Source organism: Aquamicrobium zhengzhouense (assembly GCF_016124105.1).
Taxonomy (GTDB): domain Bacteria; phylum Pseudomonadota; class Alphaproteobacteria; order Rhizobiales; family Rhizobiaceae; genus Aerobium; species Aerobium zhengzhouense.
In genome coordinates, this window is the sequence record NZ_JADGMQ010000002.1 from 448269 (window position 1) to 461796 (window position 13528).

The 13528-nt window shown below is 60.5% G+C and carries 24 protein-coding genes and 1 tRNA gene; 18 read left to right on the forward strand and 7 right to left on the reverse strand.

Features of this window, described 5'->3' with window-relative positions:
* Positions 1–240: a hypothetical protein gene (locus IOD40_RS05535; protein ID WP_198475126.1), complete on the reverse strand. Its 240-nt coding sequence runs from the start codon at positions 238–240 to the stop codon at positions 1–3.
* 461 nt (positions 241–701) lie between these two features.
* Between IOD40_RS05535 and IOD40_RS05540 the strand changes: the two genes are divergently transcribed.
* On the forward strand, positions 702–1343 hold the full coding sequence (locus IOD40_RS05540; protein ID WP_198475128.1) for a hypothetical protein: 642 nt from the start codon (positions 702–704) through the stop codon (positions 1341–1343).
* 103 nt (positions 1344–1446) lie between these two features.
* Here the strand turns inward: IOD40_RS05540 and IOD40_RS05545 are convergent, their stop codons facing one another.
* The 3 genes from IOD40_RS05545 to IOD40_RS05555 all read right to left on the reverse strand — a co-directional run bounded on the left by IOD40_RS05545 (position 1447) and on the right by IOD40_RS05555 (position 2803).
* The gene (locus IOD40_RS05545; protein WP_210336797.1) at positions 1447–1686 is read right to left on the reverse strand and encodes a hypothetical protein; all 240 of its coding nucleotides are present in this window, start codon (positions 1684–1686) and stop codon (positions 1447–1449) included.
* Positions 1686–1976 carry a hypothetical protein gene (locus IOD40_RS05550; protein WP_198475132.1) on the reverse strand — a complete coding sequence of 97 codons (291 nt, stop codon included), beginning with the start codon at positions 1974–1976 and terminating at the stop codon, positions 1686–1688. The genes IOD40_RS05545 and IOD40_RS05550 overlap by 1 nt, the downstream gene beginning before the upstream one ends.
* A gap of 80 nt (positions 1977–2056) precedes the next feature.
* Complete coding sequence (locus IOD40_RS05555) at positions 2057–2803, reverse strand: XRE family transcriptional regulator (protein ID WP_233713848.1); 747 nt, start codon at positions 2801–2803, stop codon at positions 2057–2059.
* Between IOD40_RS05555 and IOD40_RS05560 the strand changes: the two genes are divergently transcribed.
* Both IOD40_RS05560 and IOD40_RS05565 read left to right on the forward strand, forming a co-directional pair.
* Positions 2802–3044: a hypothetical protein gene (locus IOD40_RS05560; RefSeq protein ID WP_233713849.1), complete on the forward strand. Its 243-nt coding sequence runs from the start codon at positions 2802–2804 to the stop codon at positions 3042–3044. The two genes, IOD40_RS05555 and IOD40_RS05560, sit on opposite strands and share 2 nt — an antisense overlap.
* Positions 3041–3313, forward strand: a complete 273-nt coding sequence (locus IOD40_RS05565; RefSeq protein ID WP_198475134.1) for a hypothetical protein — start codon at positions 3041–3043, stop codon at positions 3311–3313. Before IOD40_RS05560 ends, IOD40_RS05565 begins: the two co-directional genes overlap by 4 nt.
* Positions 3314–3318: 5 nt before the next feature.
* Here the strand turns inward: IOD40_RS05565 and IOD40_RS05570 are convergent, their stop codons facing one another.
* Positions 3319–3606: a hypothetical protein gene (locus tag IOD40_RS05570; protein ID WP_198475136.1), complete on the reverse strand. Its 288-nt coding sequence runs from the start codon at positions 3604–3606 to the stop codon at positions 3319–3321.
* A gap of 151 nt (positions 3607–3757) precedes the next feature.
* Here IOD40_RS05570 and IOD40_RS05575 point away from each other — a divergent pair.
* From IOD40_RS05575 to nusG, 14 genes are all read left to right on the forward strand, one after another.
* Positions 3758–3832, forward strand: a tRNA-Met gene (locus tag IOD40_RS05575).
* Positions 3833–4032: 200 nt separating this feature from the next.
* A complete protein-coding gene (locus IOD40_RS05580; RefSeq protein ID WP_198475138.1) occupies positions 4033–4524 on the forward strand; it encodes a hypothetical protein in 492 nt (163 codons plus the stop codon).
* Positions 4521–5393, forward strand: coding sequence for a ParB N-terminal domain-containing protein (locus IOD40_RS05585; RefSeq protein WP_198475140.1), 873 nt, complete (start codon positions 4521–4523; stop codon positions 5391–5393). Before IOD40_RS05580 ends, IOD40_RS05585 begins: the two co-directional genes overlap by 4 nt.
* Complete coding sequence (locus IOD40_RS05590) at positions 5393–5887, forward strand: GcrA family cell cycle regulator (protein WP_198475142.1); 495 nt, start codon at positions 5393–5395, stop codon at positions 5885–5887. The genes IOD40_RS05585 and IOD40_RS05590 overlap by 1 nt, the downstream gene beginning before the upstream one ends.
* A 110-nt stretch (positions 5888–5997) precedes the next feature.
* The gene (locus IOD40_RS20000; RefSeq protein ID WP_325099675.1) at positions 5998–6225 is read left to right on the forward strand and encodes a DUF2312 domain-containing protein; all 228 of its coding nucleotides are present in this window, start codon (positions 5998–6000) and stop codon (positions 6223–6225) included.
* On the forward strand, positions 6225–7454 hold the full coding sequence (locus tag IOD40_RS05600) for an SAM-dependent methyltransferase (protein ID WP_198475146.1): 1230 nt from the start codon (positions 6225–6227) through the stop codon (positions 7452–7454). Before IOD40_RS20000 ends, IOD40_RS05600 begins: the two co-directional genes overlap by 1 nt.
* Positions 7451–7732 carry a hypothetical protein gene (locus IOD40_RS05605; protein WP_198475148.1) on the forward strand — a complete coding sequence of 94 codons (282 nt, stop codon included), beginning with the start codon at positions 7451–7453 and terminating at the stop codon, positions 7730–7732. The genes IOD40_RS05600 and IOD40_RS05605 overlap by 4 nt, the downstream gene beginning before the upstream one ends.
* Positions 7732–8175 (forward strand): hypothetical protein, encoded by a 444-nt coding sequence (locus IOD40_RS05610; RefSeq protein ID WP_198475150.1) that lies wholly within the window; start codon positions 7732–7734, stop codon positions 8173–8175. Before IOD40_RS05605 ends, IOD40_RS05610 begins: the two co-directional genes overlap by 1 nt.
* A complete protein-coding gene (locus IOD40_RS05615; protein ID WP_198475152.1) occupies positions 8168–8698 on the forward strand; it encodes a hypothetical protein in 531 nt (176 codons plus the stop codon). Before IOD40_RS05610 ends, IOD40_RS05615 begins: the two co-directional genes overlap by 8 nt.
* The gene (locus IOD40_RS05620) at positions 8695–9381 is read left to right on the forward strand and encodes a hypothetical protein (protein WP_407649087.1); all 687 of its coding nucleotides are present in this window, start codon (positions 8695–8697) and stop codon (positions 9379–9381) included. The genes IOD40_RS05615 and IOD40_RS05620 overlap by 4 nt, the downstream gene beginning before the upstream one ends.
* Positions 9378–10241 carry a helix-turn-helix domain-containing protein gene (locus tag IOD40_RS05625; protein ID WP_198475154.1) on the forward strand — a complete coding sequence of 288 codons (864 nt, stop codon included), beginning with the start codon at positions 9378–9380 and terminating at the stop codon, positions 10239–10241. Before IOD40_RS05620 ends, IOD40_RS05625 begins: the two co-directional genes overlap by 4 nt.
* Positions 10222–10680 carry a hypothetical protein gene (locus tag IOD40_RS05630; RefSeq protein WP_210336798.1) on the forward strand — a complete coding sequence of 153 codons (459 nt, stop codon included), beginning with the start codon at positions 10222–10224 and terminating at the stop codon, positions 10678–10680. The genes IOD40_RS05625 and IOD40_RS05630 overlap by 20 nt, the downstream gene beginning before the upstream one ends.
* Positions 10673–11305, forward strand: a complete 633-nt coding sequence (locus IOD40_RS05635) for a hypothetical protein (RefSeq protein WP_198475158.1) — start codon at positions 10673–10675, stop codon at positions 11303–11305. Before IOD40_RS05630 ends, IOD40_RS05635 begins: the two co-directional genes overlap by 8 nt.
* Entirely contained in the window at positions 11274–11954 is a 681-nt protein-coding gene (gene nusG, locus IOD40_RS05640) for a transcription termination/antitermination protein NusG (protein WP_198475160.1), read from the forward strand. The genes IOD40_RS05635 and nusG overlap by 32 nt, the downstream gene beginning before the upstream one ends.
* A gap of 282 nt (positions 11955–12236) precedes the next feature.
* Here the strand turns inward: nusG and IOD40_RS05645 are convergent, their stop codons facing one another.
* Together IOD40_RS05645 and IOD40_RS05650 are read right to left on the reverse strand one after the other, a co-directional pair.
* Positions 12237–12551 carry a hypothetical protein gene (locus IOD40_RS05645; RefSeq protein ID WP_198475162.1) on the reverse strand — a complete coding sequence of 105 codons (315 nt, stop codon included), beginning with the start codon at positions 12549–12551 and terminating at the stop codon, positions 12237–12239.
* A 1-nt stretch (position 12552) separates the two neighbouring features.
* The gene (locus IOD40_RS05650; protein ID WP_233713850.1) at positions 12553–12840 is read right to left on the reverse strand and encodes a helix-turn-helix domain-containing protein; all 288 of its coding nucleotides are present in this window, start codon (positions 12838–12840) and stop codon (positions 12553–12555) included.
* A gap of 86 nt (positions 12841–12926) precedes the next feature.
* On the opposite strand from IOD40_RS05650, the gene IOD40_RS05655 reads away from it, so the two are divergent.
* Positions 12927–13493, forward strand: coding sequence for a hypothetical protein (locus IOD40_RS05655; protein ID WP_198475164.1), 567 nt, complete (start codon positions 12927–12929; stop codon positions 13491–13493).
* Positions 13494–13528 lie beyond the last annotated feature (35 nt).

A 13528-nucleotide genomic window follows, 5' to 3' on the forward strand; every position in this document is an offset into this window, starting at 1 on the left:
TCATACTCCCGCGCAGTGCTTGAGCAACTGCTCGTATTTCGAGAGCTGGTTCCAGAGGACAGAGATGAAGAGCCCGGCACTGCCGAGGCAGGCGAGGACGGTGACGACTTGGGCGGCAAGGCAGCGCATGGCGAGCGCGGCCTTTTCGGCGTTGATCTCGCGCTGAAGCGCTTCCCCGTCGAGCGGCCCGAAGCCAGGATAGCGGTATTGCGGTTCGGCAACACGCGTGCGGACGTCCATCAATTTATCTCCTGGCGCTGGAAATAAAGAACAAGGAAGATCTGAATTAATGGAGCAAAGTGGAAGGAATCCTCGGAGCCGATCTGTGAATCTAGGTGGTTGCGAAGAATTCCCGTAGCGGGAAGACACGAATCATCTTTGTAATGTTGGTGCTGACGCGCGCTCCAACGCGCGTCAGCACCTATCACCAACTCATCATAGGAGAGAAACATGAGCGGTGAATACGAAAAGAGGTCATTAGGAACGCGGCAGCCGAACAGAGCTCCGGACCGTAGATGGCTTGAGCCGCTCGCCAAAGAAACTGGAAAGTAATGTTGTAGATTACGAGTAATAGATCTGGAATAATAATCTGCATGTCGCAAAAATGATGAGTTGCGGGCTCGCCCATAGGAGTGAGCGAGCCCGCTTAACCCCTCGAACCGGAATTTAAGCCGAGGAGTATTCAAGATGAAAGAAAGTCCATGGCGCGCCAGCAAGGATCCAAAACCCCCAGCATCGCCTCCGAAGCCTCGACCCCCGTCCGGGGGGGGCGCAAGGTCGGATACCAACTTCGCTCCGCCTCCGCCGCCCCCGCGCAGGACGAAGTGAACAGCGGGCATGAGGTCCGGTTCGACCTCACAGCAAACATTGCCTACCACGCGATCCGTGAGCAGTTTTTCGTCCGCATGTATCGACTGCTTACTGGTCTTCAGATCCTCCTCGGGACCAGCGCCGTCGCCACACTCGTGCAGCAATGGCCTCGGGCGTCTATTCTTCTCTTGCTTGTCTCCGCGTTTGCGGGCGTCGTGCTTTTGGTCATCGACCCGTCCGGTTCCGCGCGGGATCACCGAATGTTCCGCACTCGCTTGCACGCAGTTCTTGCCACTCTGGAAGAGGTTGGTGAGAGCGTTGAACAATTGCGGAAGGCCAAAGCCGAGGCGACGCGCATCGCGGGCGAGGCGCCGCCCGCTTTTCGCGCGGTGGCCGCCATAGCTTACAACACGGCCGTGAACGCCACATACCGGGAGGAGGAAGCCGCTGCCTATCGATACAAAGTCGGGTTCTGGCAGCGTTTCTTCGCCAACATCTTTCCGATGCGCGGCACCAATTTCAGGAAGCCGTAGCTTCGCTGTTGCCGACTCCTTCTGGCGAGGGAGGATGGGGTGAGGTCGGGTGAATGTCACTGTCACCCATGGATTTCCTTGCAAGGGCAACTGTTCCCCCATCTCACACCCCTGCACACTGCTTGAGCAACTGCTCGTATTTCGAGAGCTGGTTCCAGAGGACAGAGATGAACAGGCCGGCGCTGGCGAGGCAGGCGATGACGGTTATCACCTGGGCGGCAAGGCAGCGCATGGCAAGCGCGGCCTTTTCGGCATTGATCTCGCGTTGAAGCGCTTCCCCGTCGAACGGGCCGAAGCCGGGGTAACGAAACACTGGTTCCGCAGTGGGGGAGTGCGCGGCCATCACGCGACCTGCCGGACCATCTTCGCGTTGCCGTAGTTGCGGGCCTTGCGAAGGTTTTCTTCGGTGAGTTCGTCCTCGGTGAAGCCGCGAAGGGCGAGCGCTTCGCGATCGACGGTCTGGCCGGCGGCTGCAATGTCCAGCATCGCATCACCCAGGCGCATATGAGCAGGGCGAGGATCTGCAGCTTGCCTGATGCTGGCAATGCGCAGGCGGTTGTAACGCGCCAGATGCGCGTTCACGCGCTCCGTTGCGGCAGGGTCATTGGCGAAGGTGAATTCGGAACGTGGCATGAGGCTCTCCCGTGGAAATCGAGAGAGTTATATCGGTAAAAATACCGAATATCAATCAAATTCGGTAAATTAACCGAATCTCACATTGCAAGAATCGTTTTTCGAACCCGGCCAATGATGTCGGGCTCGACCCCATGTGGTAGCACAAAGGGTTGGTGCTGTGGGTTGGTGGATACCGGCTCCCACGTGTTCGGTGGGCGAAATCTCTTGTATGTAGCGCCGCCTTCACCATCTCCGATGATGTAGCAGGCATTTGGCACCAATCTTTTGTCTTTGCGGTTCACGAATATGATGCTGTCGTGCGGAGAGATGCGATTCATCGAGTCTCCGTCGACGCGCAGTGCGATCCAGTCGCCTGCAGGGTCCAGATCGGGTGCGTATACAGTGGGTGCGTATTCCAGTTCGTCGTCGTGTGCTTGCTCTGGCAGTGATAGCGCGCCTGCGCTGACCCATGAAATCAATTTGGCAGGAACGAAGGAGTGATCGACGACATTGCCTTCGACGATCTCCGGCCCAGCTTCTTCAAGTAGCCATGCGACCGAAGTTTTGAGGGTGGGTGCTAGTTTGGCCAGGGTGCTGCTTGTTACTCCGCCCGTCTTGTGAGGGTCCTTTTCCACGGCGCGGCGGATATTTCGGATTGCCGAGTCGCTGAGCCCTGATTTTTTTGCGGCTGCTGACTCGCTCAGGCCTAGCGCCCGCAGGCGCTTATCTATCCGAGATAAAACATCTTTTAGCATTCCGGTATTTTTACCGAACGAACTGGAAAGTTGTATCGGTAAGATAACCGTTGACGAAATCGGTAAATTAACCGAATGTCTGGTCGACATGATCTCGATCTCCCACCTCCTAAGACTGGTTGATGCTTATGCCGCCGCGACGAGGCTGCCTGATGTAACAATCAGCCACCGCCTTTTCGGCGACAGCAAAAAGCTCGCGGCCCTAAGAGCCGGGGCGGACATCACTGTCACCCGTTTTAACGGGGCGGTTCGCTGGTTCTCGGCCAACTGGCCGCTGGATGTTGAGTGGCCCGATTGCGTGGAGCGTCCTGAGCTGGAGGCCGCGGAATGACCGCATTCAGCACTGATAAGTTGCTCTCCTTCCACTGCGCGGGGCCACGCGCGGTGGACGGGCATCCTGCGCCGGAGGCGTCGCCCGCCTCCCAAGCCCAAGCCCCCCAAAGGGCAGCCTTCGGCGCGGGACCTTCCTTTTCGGATGAGGGCGATCTGATCGCCGTTCCGCATTTCAAGCGCTTCGCGCATCTCCGGTTCGATGACGCCGACAAAGGGCTGAAGACGAAAGCGCTGCTTTCTCATGAAGGGCAGGGGAGGTGTAGATGAGCGCACTACTTTCCCAGGCGTCGCCTTGCTTCGATGCGCGCATATTCCATGCGAGCCTTGGCGGCGGGGTTTGTTCCACGGGAGGCACACCAGTCGCAGAAGCCAGCCGGGTTCAGCATGACACGGACGACTTTGACGCCATTGTCTTGCTGGCTTTTCTCCAGCTGCACAGCGTTTCGGAACCATTCGAAATAGGTCGGTGGCAGAGAATCGCCGTCGATCATGACGCGCCGGATTTCGGCGTAGTCGCTCTCGCGGTACCAGGGAATACCGAGGAATTCGGGGTAAAACACAGCTCTCTCCAGAAGTGTCTGGTTTCATCATTCCCCTATCCTCGAACAGTTGCAACCAGATGTGTTGGTGCTCAAGCGATAACCTGCGAGCCGAGCATGGGGCGGGAAGGCATGCCTTTGGGTGCCTTTCCGCCGCCGCAGGTTTCTCATCTGCAGAGTAGAGCAGCGGTAGCTCGCCGGTCTCATAAGCCGGAGGTCGCCAGTTCGAGTCTGGCCCCCGCAACCAGTTTTGTCAGTGCGCGTGCCCGCGTTGTGGGCCGGGAGGGCGGGTCGCAAGCTCTCCCGGAACCACAGGGGCCGCCATGATCTGATGTGTGCGCGGGCGTTATCCATGCCTGCACTCTGAATCAATCCAACCCATCCCTTAACGGGAAAAAACGTCGGGATTTCCCGGCGCGGGAAAGCTTTTGCCTAACGAGGACCAGCATGGACAGCACCGAACCTCGCGAATTCTCAGAACGTTGGCGCATGCGGCTTCTGGCTGCGCAGACTGATCTGATCGACGCCTATGGCGGCTGCAAGCGCGTGGTCGAGAAGCTGTCGGTTTCGAAGAGCCAGGTCGGGCGCTGGTATGGCGGCGTGGATCGCGACACGATGCCAACGCCGATCGTCATGGCGCTGGAAGGTTATGTCGGCCGCCCGATCGTCACGGCGATCATGATCGAGTTCCTCGGTTTTGAGCTTACTGGAAACGCGGCTGCGCGGGAGCGCGAATTCTGCCTGTCCATGCTCAATGCCGACCTCGTCGAAGCCGCTGGCAACATGATGGTCGAGACGGTGCGCGCAAAGGCGGACGGCATCATCACGCCAGCCGAGGCGATCGCGCTGCGCAACCAGTCGCGCCAGATCGGCAAGCTTCAAGCTCAAATCGATGATCTTTTGGCGGCGACCGTCGCCCGCGAAGGCGGGGGGGCATGATGCGCTCGATCGATGTCTCCAAACTCAAGCGGCCAGCCAATGTTAATCCGGGCCCTGCGCCGATGCTGCAGTGGATCCGGATCGAGCATCTTGTCGTAGATGACAGCTATCAGCGCGATTTGAAGGCGGGCAACTGGAAGGCGATCCAGCGGATCGCGGACGGATTCCGCTGGTCGCGTTTTTCGCCGGTCTTCGTCGCCCCTGTCGAGGGTGGTCGCTTTGCCGTCATCGATGGGCAGCACCGGACACATGCAGCGGCGATCTGCGGCTTTGCCGAAGTGCCGTGTCAGGTGGTGCAGATGAGCCTGGAAGAACAGGCCGCCAGCTTTGCTGCTGTCAACGGCCTCGTGACCAAGGTGACGCTGCAGCAGATCTTCAAGGCGGCACTGACCGCTGGCGAAAATTGGGCCGTCGAGTGCGACAGGATTTGCCGGGACGCCGGATCCAGGCTGATGACGTATCTCGCGACGACCGACGCGAAGAAGCCGGGCGAGATTTACGCGATCGCGCTGATCCGCAGCTATCAGGAGCGCGGTAAAGGGCAACTCGTCACCTTTGCCTTGAAATCCTTGCGCGACTCCGAGGGTGGGCAGGACGCGGTGATGTGGAGCAATGACGTGCTGAAGGCGTTGCTTTCGGCAGTCGTCGATCGGCCCTGGCTGCACAAGCAGAACGTCAATCTTGCCGGCTTCCTCGATCGCTTCGACATTTTTGCTGCGATTGATCGGGCGGAGGATTTTGCGCGGCAAAAGCGGCGCCAGGGTCATGTCGGCATCTCCCGCTGGGACATTGCCGCGGCTGAGATCGGCGAAGGCCTCGACAAGGCCTTTCCGCAGCGCATCGCGCTGCCGAAGGCGGAGGTGGCGTGATGTCGGCATCTGTTATCACAACGCCGGCGCCCTGGTCTGATGATGAAATTGCACTTGCCGCGCGCCTTTGGGGCAAGGATGGCCGCTCCGCAACAGAAATTGCAGCCGTGCTTAGCCGGCGCTTCGGCACGAACCGCCGTGATGTCCACGTGCTGCGTCTGGCGAACCGGCTGCGCAATCTGTTTCCGCCGCGCGGTGAGGGGCACCGCTCGCTCAGCCGGGTCTTCGACCGGCTCGGCAAGGCCAGCGACTATGTTGAGCGCCCGAGCAAGGGCGAGGCAGCTGCCTATGACGCTGCCAGCCGCAAGCTGACGCTCGTCCAGCTGGGTTCGTGCCAGTGCCGGTTCCCAGTCGAATCATCCGGCACCACACATCTTTTCTGCGGCGCGCGGACCGAGCCGCTGCGTCCCTACTGCCAGCATCACGAGATCCGTGCCTCCGCGCGCGGGCTGATGCAGGGCGCGATTCAAGCCAGCCAGGAGGAAGGTGTCTGATGGTCGAGGATTTTTACGATCCCACCGCGACGGCGGCGAATTTCAAAGAGCGGCCGGGAAAACAACTCAGGCCTGAGACCGTCGATGAAGAAACTGGCGGCTCCAACACGATCGCGGCTGGGCATCTGCGGGCCTTCATCGAGCGCATCGAGCGGCTTGAGGAAGAGAAGGCGGCAATCTCCGACGACATCAAGCAGGTCTTTGCCGAGGCCAAGGGCAACGGCTTCGATACGAAGACGATGCGCACAATCATCCGCCTGCGCAAGAAGGATCAGGCGGAGCGCGAAGAGGAAGAGGCGATGCTGGACCTCTATATGTCGGCGCTGGGAATGGTGTGATGAACACCCCGATTGTCCTTCCTGATGCTTCCGACATTGCTGCGGTCGTGCTGCGCGCCCGTGCGTTGCTCGATGACGGCGACGTGATGGCGGCACGCTTGCTGGCCGCTGGCGCTTACGACCAGGCGAAAGCGGCGGCCGGTTATGCGCAGCGCTTTGGTGCGGCAGAGCGGCTGCTTGGCAAGGCGCGGCAGCTGCAAGGGGAAGCCCTGCTGATCGAGGCGCAGGCGAAAGTGCGCCTCGCTGACGAATATGATGCCGCCCAGGCAGCGGGCGAAGTCGCATCCAGAGGGCGCCCGAAAAACGTTCCAGACGGGAACATTATTACGGCGGCGGACGCTGGTCTTTCCCGCAAGGAGATTCACGAGGCGCGGAGCCTGCGCGACGCTGAGCGTGAAACTCCCGGCATCGTCGAGCGCGCCATTGCCGCACGGCTGGAAGCAGGACTTGAGCCGAGCCGCGCCAGCTTGCGTGCCAACATCGGTACAAAAAGTGCCACCAGAGAAGAGCGCGGTCACAACCTCTATGAAACCCCGATTGAGGCCATGCGCACGTTGCTGGCGTTGGAGCGGTTTCACGCTGTACCCGGGATTCTCGAGCCTGCCTGCGGTAAGGGCGCGATCCTTCGCCCGCTGGAGGAGACCGGCTATGACGTCGCTATTGCCGACCTTATCGACTACGGCACGGTGACTCGCGACGGTGAGTGCCAGTTGGTTGGCGACTTCCTTAAAACGAGCGAATCTACAGGCCGCGATATCGTCGGCAACCCGCCCTATGGCGATGTGCTCAACCGCTTCATTGCCCATGCGCTGCGTGTTCATCGCCCGCGCAAGATGGCGCTGCTCTTAAACCTCAACTTCCTGTGCGGCTTTGACGATCCGGAGCGTTGCTTTGCAATGGATGAGAACCCGCCAGCGCGGGTGCATGTGTTCTCACGCCGGCTGCCGATGATGCATCGCGACGGATGGGAGGGGCCGCATGCTTCCAGCAGCATGAACACAGGCTGGTTTGTGTGGGAGCTCGACCGGCATGGGCGCTACGGCGGGCCAACCGAGCTTCGCCGGGTTGACTGGAAAGATTATCAGGAACGGCCGGCGTTGCCGCCGCTGAACGAAAGGCTGAAGAGCTCCGCTAGCATGGCACTGGCGGACAAGCTGATTGCGGTCGAGGCGGCTCGTGTTGCTGCGCACTCTTCCCGCTCGCGCACCCAAGCAGGAGCGGACGCATGAGCACGCTGCTGCCCATCATCGAGCAGATGTATCAGGCGGAAGATGATCGCGCGCGGGCGCGGATCTTGCTGCAATGCCCGGACATCATCCTTCTCAAATATCGCGAGCTGTTCGAGGCTGCCTGCCGGCGGGCGGGGTTTGATCTTGGTCTGGAGTTTATCGAGCTTCGCCGGGTCGGCTGGCACGAAGTGCGCGGACCTGATGGCCGTCGCAAGGGTGGCGAGCATGAGCTGGCGCGCGAAGCGTTTGCGCGATTCTCCTGCGGGGAGATTGGCTGATGTCTGCCTCCCTTTATACCCAGCCCTTTATTCAGCAGGCCCATGCAAAGCGGGTGCTTGCGGAACTGCAGCGCCGAATTCGAGAAGCGCAGGAACACGAGCGACAGCTTGAGGCTGCGGCGCGCGCCAAGGCGGATGCCATCCTCGAGGACGCCTATCAGGAAGCGCGCATCATCATGCGGCGTGCTGCTGACGAGGCGAAAGTGCCGAAACGGCTGGTGATCGAAATCATCGCAGAGGTTGCAAAACAGCACGGTTTTGCGGCGACGGCGCTCCGTGGGAAGCAGGTGACCGCACTTGCTGCACGCCGGGCAAGGCGCGAGGCGATACGCGCTGTCGCGGCGGAGCGCAAGGACCTCAGCTACGCGGAAATTGCGAGGCGGTTCGGCGTCGGTCCACGCCTGGTACATGAGGCCGTGAACCCGAGGCGCAGCCATGGATAAGGCAGCGGAGGCGGCGATGCTGGCGAAGATCCGCGCGCTTGTTGCTGCGCATGACGGGCACGGATGGGAGCTTGGCAGCGAAGGCGACGGGATGATCCTTGCTGCCGCCGGACGGGATGGCTCCAACGTCATCGTCGCCCGCTTCTCGCCTCATGCAACGATTGACGAGATGCAGCTGTCATCCGGCGCGCTCGACTATTGCCGGTTCCTGCTGTCCCTCGTCGATCGGGCGATCGTGGCGATGAAGGCGGCAGAGCAGCGGGAGCCGGAACCAGAAGCTCGCCGCGCGCCGAATTATTCCGCGGAAGCGGCGATGCTGTGCGGCTCGCCCGCCTTCAAGAAATTTCTGATGGAGCGGCACGGGCTGGAAAGCCCTGCAACGGATGAGCGCGTGGCCCAGAAGCTGCGCAGCCTCCTTAGGGTCACCAGCCGCCGCGAAATCAACGAAAGCGATGCTGTGCGCGACCGCTGGGTCCGCCTGCGCGCTGACTTCAACTTCTGGAAGGGGAGGGACGTGGTTTGAGCCTGCGTGTCCTTATTGGCTGCGAGTATTCCGGGATCTTCCGGCGCGCTTTTGCCGCGCAAGGGCATGATGTCTGGTCATGCGATCTGCTACCCGCAGAAGATGGCAGCAACAGGCATATTCGCGGCGATGTCCGTGAGATCCTCGACGAGGGCTGGGACCTGCTGGTCGTTGCTCATCCGCCTTGCACACGGCTTTGCCGATCGGGTCGGCGCTGGCTTTCCGGGCCGGGCAATATGACGCCGCCAAAAAAGCTGCCGCGCGGCCGCACCTGGCAGAGCATGATCGACGAATTCGAGGCCGGGCTTGATCTCTTCATCGCGTGCTGGCGCGCCCCGGTGCCGCGTGTCGCGATCGAGAACCCCGAGATGCACGACATTGCGCGGGCGCGTATGCCCGCCGATCTGCCGAGACCACAAATCGTCCAGCCATTCTGGTTCGGGCATCCCGAATACAAGGCAACCGGCTGGTATCTGCGCGGACTTCCCGAGCTTGTCGACACCAGCCGGCTTCCAGAGCCGCCGCGCGGCAGTGACGAGTGGAAGGCGTGGAACCGGGTCTGGCGGATGCCCCGCAGTCCGCAGCGGGCGCATGAGCGGTCACGTTCTTTCCCTGGCATGGCCGAAGCAGCCGCCGAGCAATGGGGTGGCCATGCCCTTGCCGAAATCAGGGAGGCGGCATGATGAGTGGCGTTCGCTACAGCATCATTCCGGCTGCCGCCGTGGTCGATGAGCGTGTTTCGGATCTGCATCTGCGGATTTTGGCGATCTTCGGCAAGGCCTCGGACGCCAATGGCTGGCTGCGGGCCAATCAGACCGCGCTTGCGCGCCAGATGGGCCGGGCGCGCGAGACGATCAACCGTGCGATCGCGGACCTCGTAGAGTGGGGCTATTTGCGCAAGCAGGCCCGATACAGCGGCAGCGACGGTCGCCAGCTGATCAATGATTATCAGGTGGTGATGGATCGGCCTCATCCTCAGGAGGAAGAGGCTTCGGAACCAGTCAAACCGGCTCCCCCCTGTGATCCCCAGATCACCCCCCCCTGTGACGTACAGATCACAGGGGGTGTGACGTCTAGAGATCACACCATAGATACGACCCCTTTTCTTCATCTCCCGATGAAGAGGGGCCCCCGCTCGCAAAAAGCGCCGGCCTGTCGGTTGCCTGAAGATTTCGAGCCAGATCTCGACTGGGCGGTGAAAGCAGGCATGCCAGCCGACGTCGCACGGCGGGAACGCGACAAGTTCCGGGACTACTGGCGGGCAAGAGCCGGGAAAGACGCGCTCAAGGCCGATTGGCCTGCGACATGGCGGAACTGGATCCGCCGATCGCTCGAAAGTCCGCCCGGAAGACAGGCCAAGCCGCCACCGGGACGAGACAACCTTGCCGACTACCTCAACCGCAATTTCGCACCGATGGAGAATTTCCATGACAGCGATTTCCCAGCAGGACCCACGATTGACGCCAGCCCGTCCCGAGGAAGTGCTCACAGCGCTCAGGCTTCTCTGCAACTCGCTGCGCCCGATGGAAGGCAGCGACATTGAGATGACGCTTGCCGGCTACCGGGTTGCACTTGAAGGATGCCCGGCCTGGGCAATCGCCAATGCGGTGCGGCGCTTCCTGCAGGGCAAGGTTCCACATCAGAGCAAGGTGTTCTGCCCAAAGCCGCCGGAGCTGCGGGAAGCGGTTGATGCAGTGATGGCTCCGGTGCTGAGGCAGATCGAAGACGAAAAGCGGCGGGGCCGGCTACGGGAAGAAGCCGCACGCTTTGCCTCACCAGTTGTGCGCACCGACGGCGAGAAGGCACGGGCAGCGCAGCTTTATGCCGAGTTTTGCCGAAAACATGCCGAGACTGCTTCAGCGGGGCACATCAGCGAGCCAGAGCGGGCAACGCTTGATCCGGAAAAGCTGGCGATGATCCCGGATGCGCCCACAACCTTCGAGCGTCTCGCCTGGATCAGCCGGGGAGGCCAGCATGGCTAACTCACGCGAGATGGAACGCCTGTTTCGCCGGACCTGGTCTTCCTGGCCAACGTTCCTGACCGACAGCCACGGGGCTGCATGGAAGGCATGGCAGGGGCTAACGCAGGAAGAACGGAATGAAGCTGCCGAGCGTAGCGGAGATTATGTGAGCACGGTGCGTGATGCTGGTGGCAGCGTCTGCACCTTCGGGGTCTACCTCGCGGAAAAGCGCTGGCAGGGACTGCCGAGGCAGGAAGTGCCGTTCGATGAGTTTGCCACGCCCTTCTCCAAGGCGTGGTGCGCATGGATCCTCGCACATCTCCTGACATCCGCCGATCAGGCCGGGGAAGGATGGCCGCTCGTTGCAGCCTTGTTTGCAGCCGCGAGACGAAGGAAGGGCGCACGTTTTGCCCGCCGCTGGCACGAGCTTGGCGCAGGTTTTGAGCCGGTGCCGGTTCGCTCGACCATCTTTGAGGCTTGGCAGGCGTTCTTCAAGGAAAAGGGTTGGCCGTGGTTTCCAGATCCCGGCCAGCAGCCAGTCTTGTTCTTTCCGAAAGGCGGGCCGGAAGGACTGACAGCATTTGAACTAGCAATACTAGGCGAGGAACGGGTCGATGATGGCGGTGAATGTGAAGCAGCTGAGTGATGCGCAGCATGCGTGGCTGGATGATGAGGGGAATGCCATCAACATCGATCGCGCTTGGAAAAAGAGCGACAAGGTGATGGCCGAGCGTCGCCTTGAACAAGGGCTTCTTGCGGCGGCAAGGAAGGATGTTCCTGGCGAGCGTCGCTGGTTTGCGCTGAGGACACTCGGCGTCGGTGAGATTGAACTATGTAGTCAGCTGATCGATTCGGGTGTGGATGCTGTGGTGCCAGTTAAGAAGGTGCAGGTGAAAAGGCGCTTCCAACCACGCTCCTGTCGCACTATCCACAGGCCGGTTTTGAGGGGCCTTGTGTTCGTCAATCTCGTATCGAGCACAGAAGCATTTGCTGGCCTGTTGCGGGTAAAGGGCGTCGCCGCCTTCGTTGGGAAGGAGGGGCGACCGCATCCGATAGGCGAGCATGAGATGAGGAAATTCATGGACTTGGCGCAGGAAGGCGCGTTCGACGAACGTTACGCTCCGACCGGCCTGGTGGTAGGCGAGAAGGTGAAAATCGGCGTCGGTCCGTTCGTTGCTTTCGAAGGAATTCTGACCGGCTATGGCAAAGGGCGAACCGCGCGCGTGATGACCTGGCTGTTCGGTCGTGAGCACCTCGTCGAAGTGAAGCTTGCGAATCTGGAAAAACTTGGGTAGCGATTCTTCCACTGGATGACCGGGGACCGTGAGGCACTTGCCTCCAAACAGCGTAGCCATCACCAACTGGTGAAAGTAGCTCCTCCCGGCCCAGCCCTGACAGAGCGATTTCGCTCATCGATTCAGGGCCAGTGCGTAAGCTATGCCTGAATTTCTGTAGGCCTCACCACCTCCACCCGATCCCGGCTAGGGTTATAATCGCTGTTCGTGCCTTGGAAGCTACCGTGTGAGGCGACGGCGTTGCCGTTAAGTTAGCGGTGAAGCAGCGATGCCGGGAAGTGTTTAATTTCGTTTCCTTCGTTGACAGCAGCTGATGCGTATCGCGATTTCTTCGTCGTCAAATTCAGCCGCTAGTTGGCCGCGATACTCACACCACCAGTCAACATCGAGCTTGGCGGCCATCACTTTGATGGTGGCGACCTGATCAGCCCACACTGCGTGCCCATCTTTCCAATCTTTGGTGAGGCGACCAATCGTGAGAGACGATGAGCCGCCAAACTTTTCAGCAAGCACTGCTGCGATTTTTTCGATAGAAAGATGCGTTACCGGCTTCCTTTCGCTCGTTTCGAGCGGAAGAAAGATCTCGATGGTGTACACCTCAAGGTATCGCGTCCTTGCCCGAAAGGCCTCCCTCATTGACGAGGTGCTGTAGTCGATCAGTCACCGATCGACTGAACTTCAGCCGAACGCCCGCGCCGTTAGATCCGCTTTCCGGGATGAAGACAGCGCCGAGATCTTCAAGCGCATCCTTCAGTGCGGTGACAGTGTTTGCATCTGGTGAGCCGATACCGCGCTCGAAATGCTCGATCACGTCGCGTGAAACGCCTGCATTGTTGGCAAGTTTCGTTCTCGTAACCTGCACCAGTGACCGTGCCGCTTTGCACATTGGACCAGTTAGCATCATCCCCTCCCGCCAGAATTGAGCGGTCCAGACTCTCATGGAACGGCCTACTCTTCAAGGTTCGGCTTGATATGACGACAATCACCGTTCGATGGGCGGACGATCATCTCAAGCGCTATGGGCGCAAGATAAACGAGCTGAACCGCCGCTTCCCGAAAGTTCTGCCGCGCGTCATCAACCAGGTTGGCAATCGGGCAAAGACGCAGGTCATTCGCAACCTGACAAAACAGACGGGGCTCCAGCGGCGGGTGATCGTCGAGGCGGTCAAAGTGACGATGGCGGGCGGAAAACGCCTTTCCTACGACATGGTGACGAGAGGCGGGAACATCCGCCTCAAATATTTACGGCCGAGGGAAACCGAAGAGGGCGTTGTGGCGCGGCCATTCGGCAAGCCGACGCTTTATCCGAAAACGTTCATGATGGGCGGAGCGTTTCCTGACCGAAAGAGCGTCGAGAAGTTCAACGGTCACGTGATGTTCCGCAACCGATCCAAGGGTCGGCACTACACCTTCGCGCGCTCGGGGGTCTTCATCCCGAACGAGATGACGACAGGGGCGACCAAAGGCGCCTTCGAGCGCACTGCCGCACCGCTTCTTCAAGAGCGGGTCGAGAAGGTGCTGATCAAGCTGATTGGATGACGGCCCGAGATCGCAGCCCCCCGGGTTCAGGGACC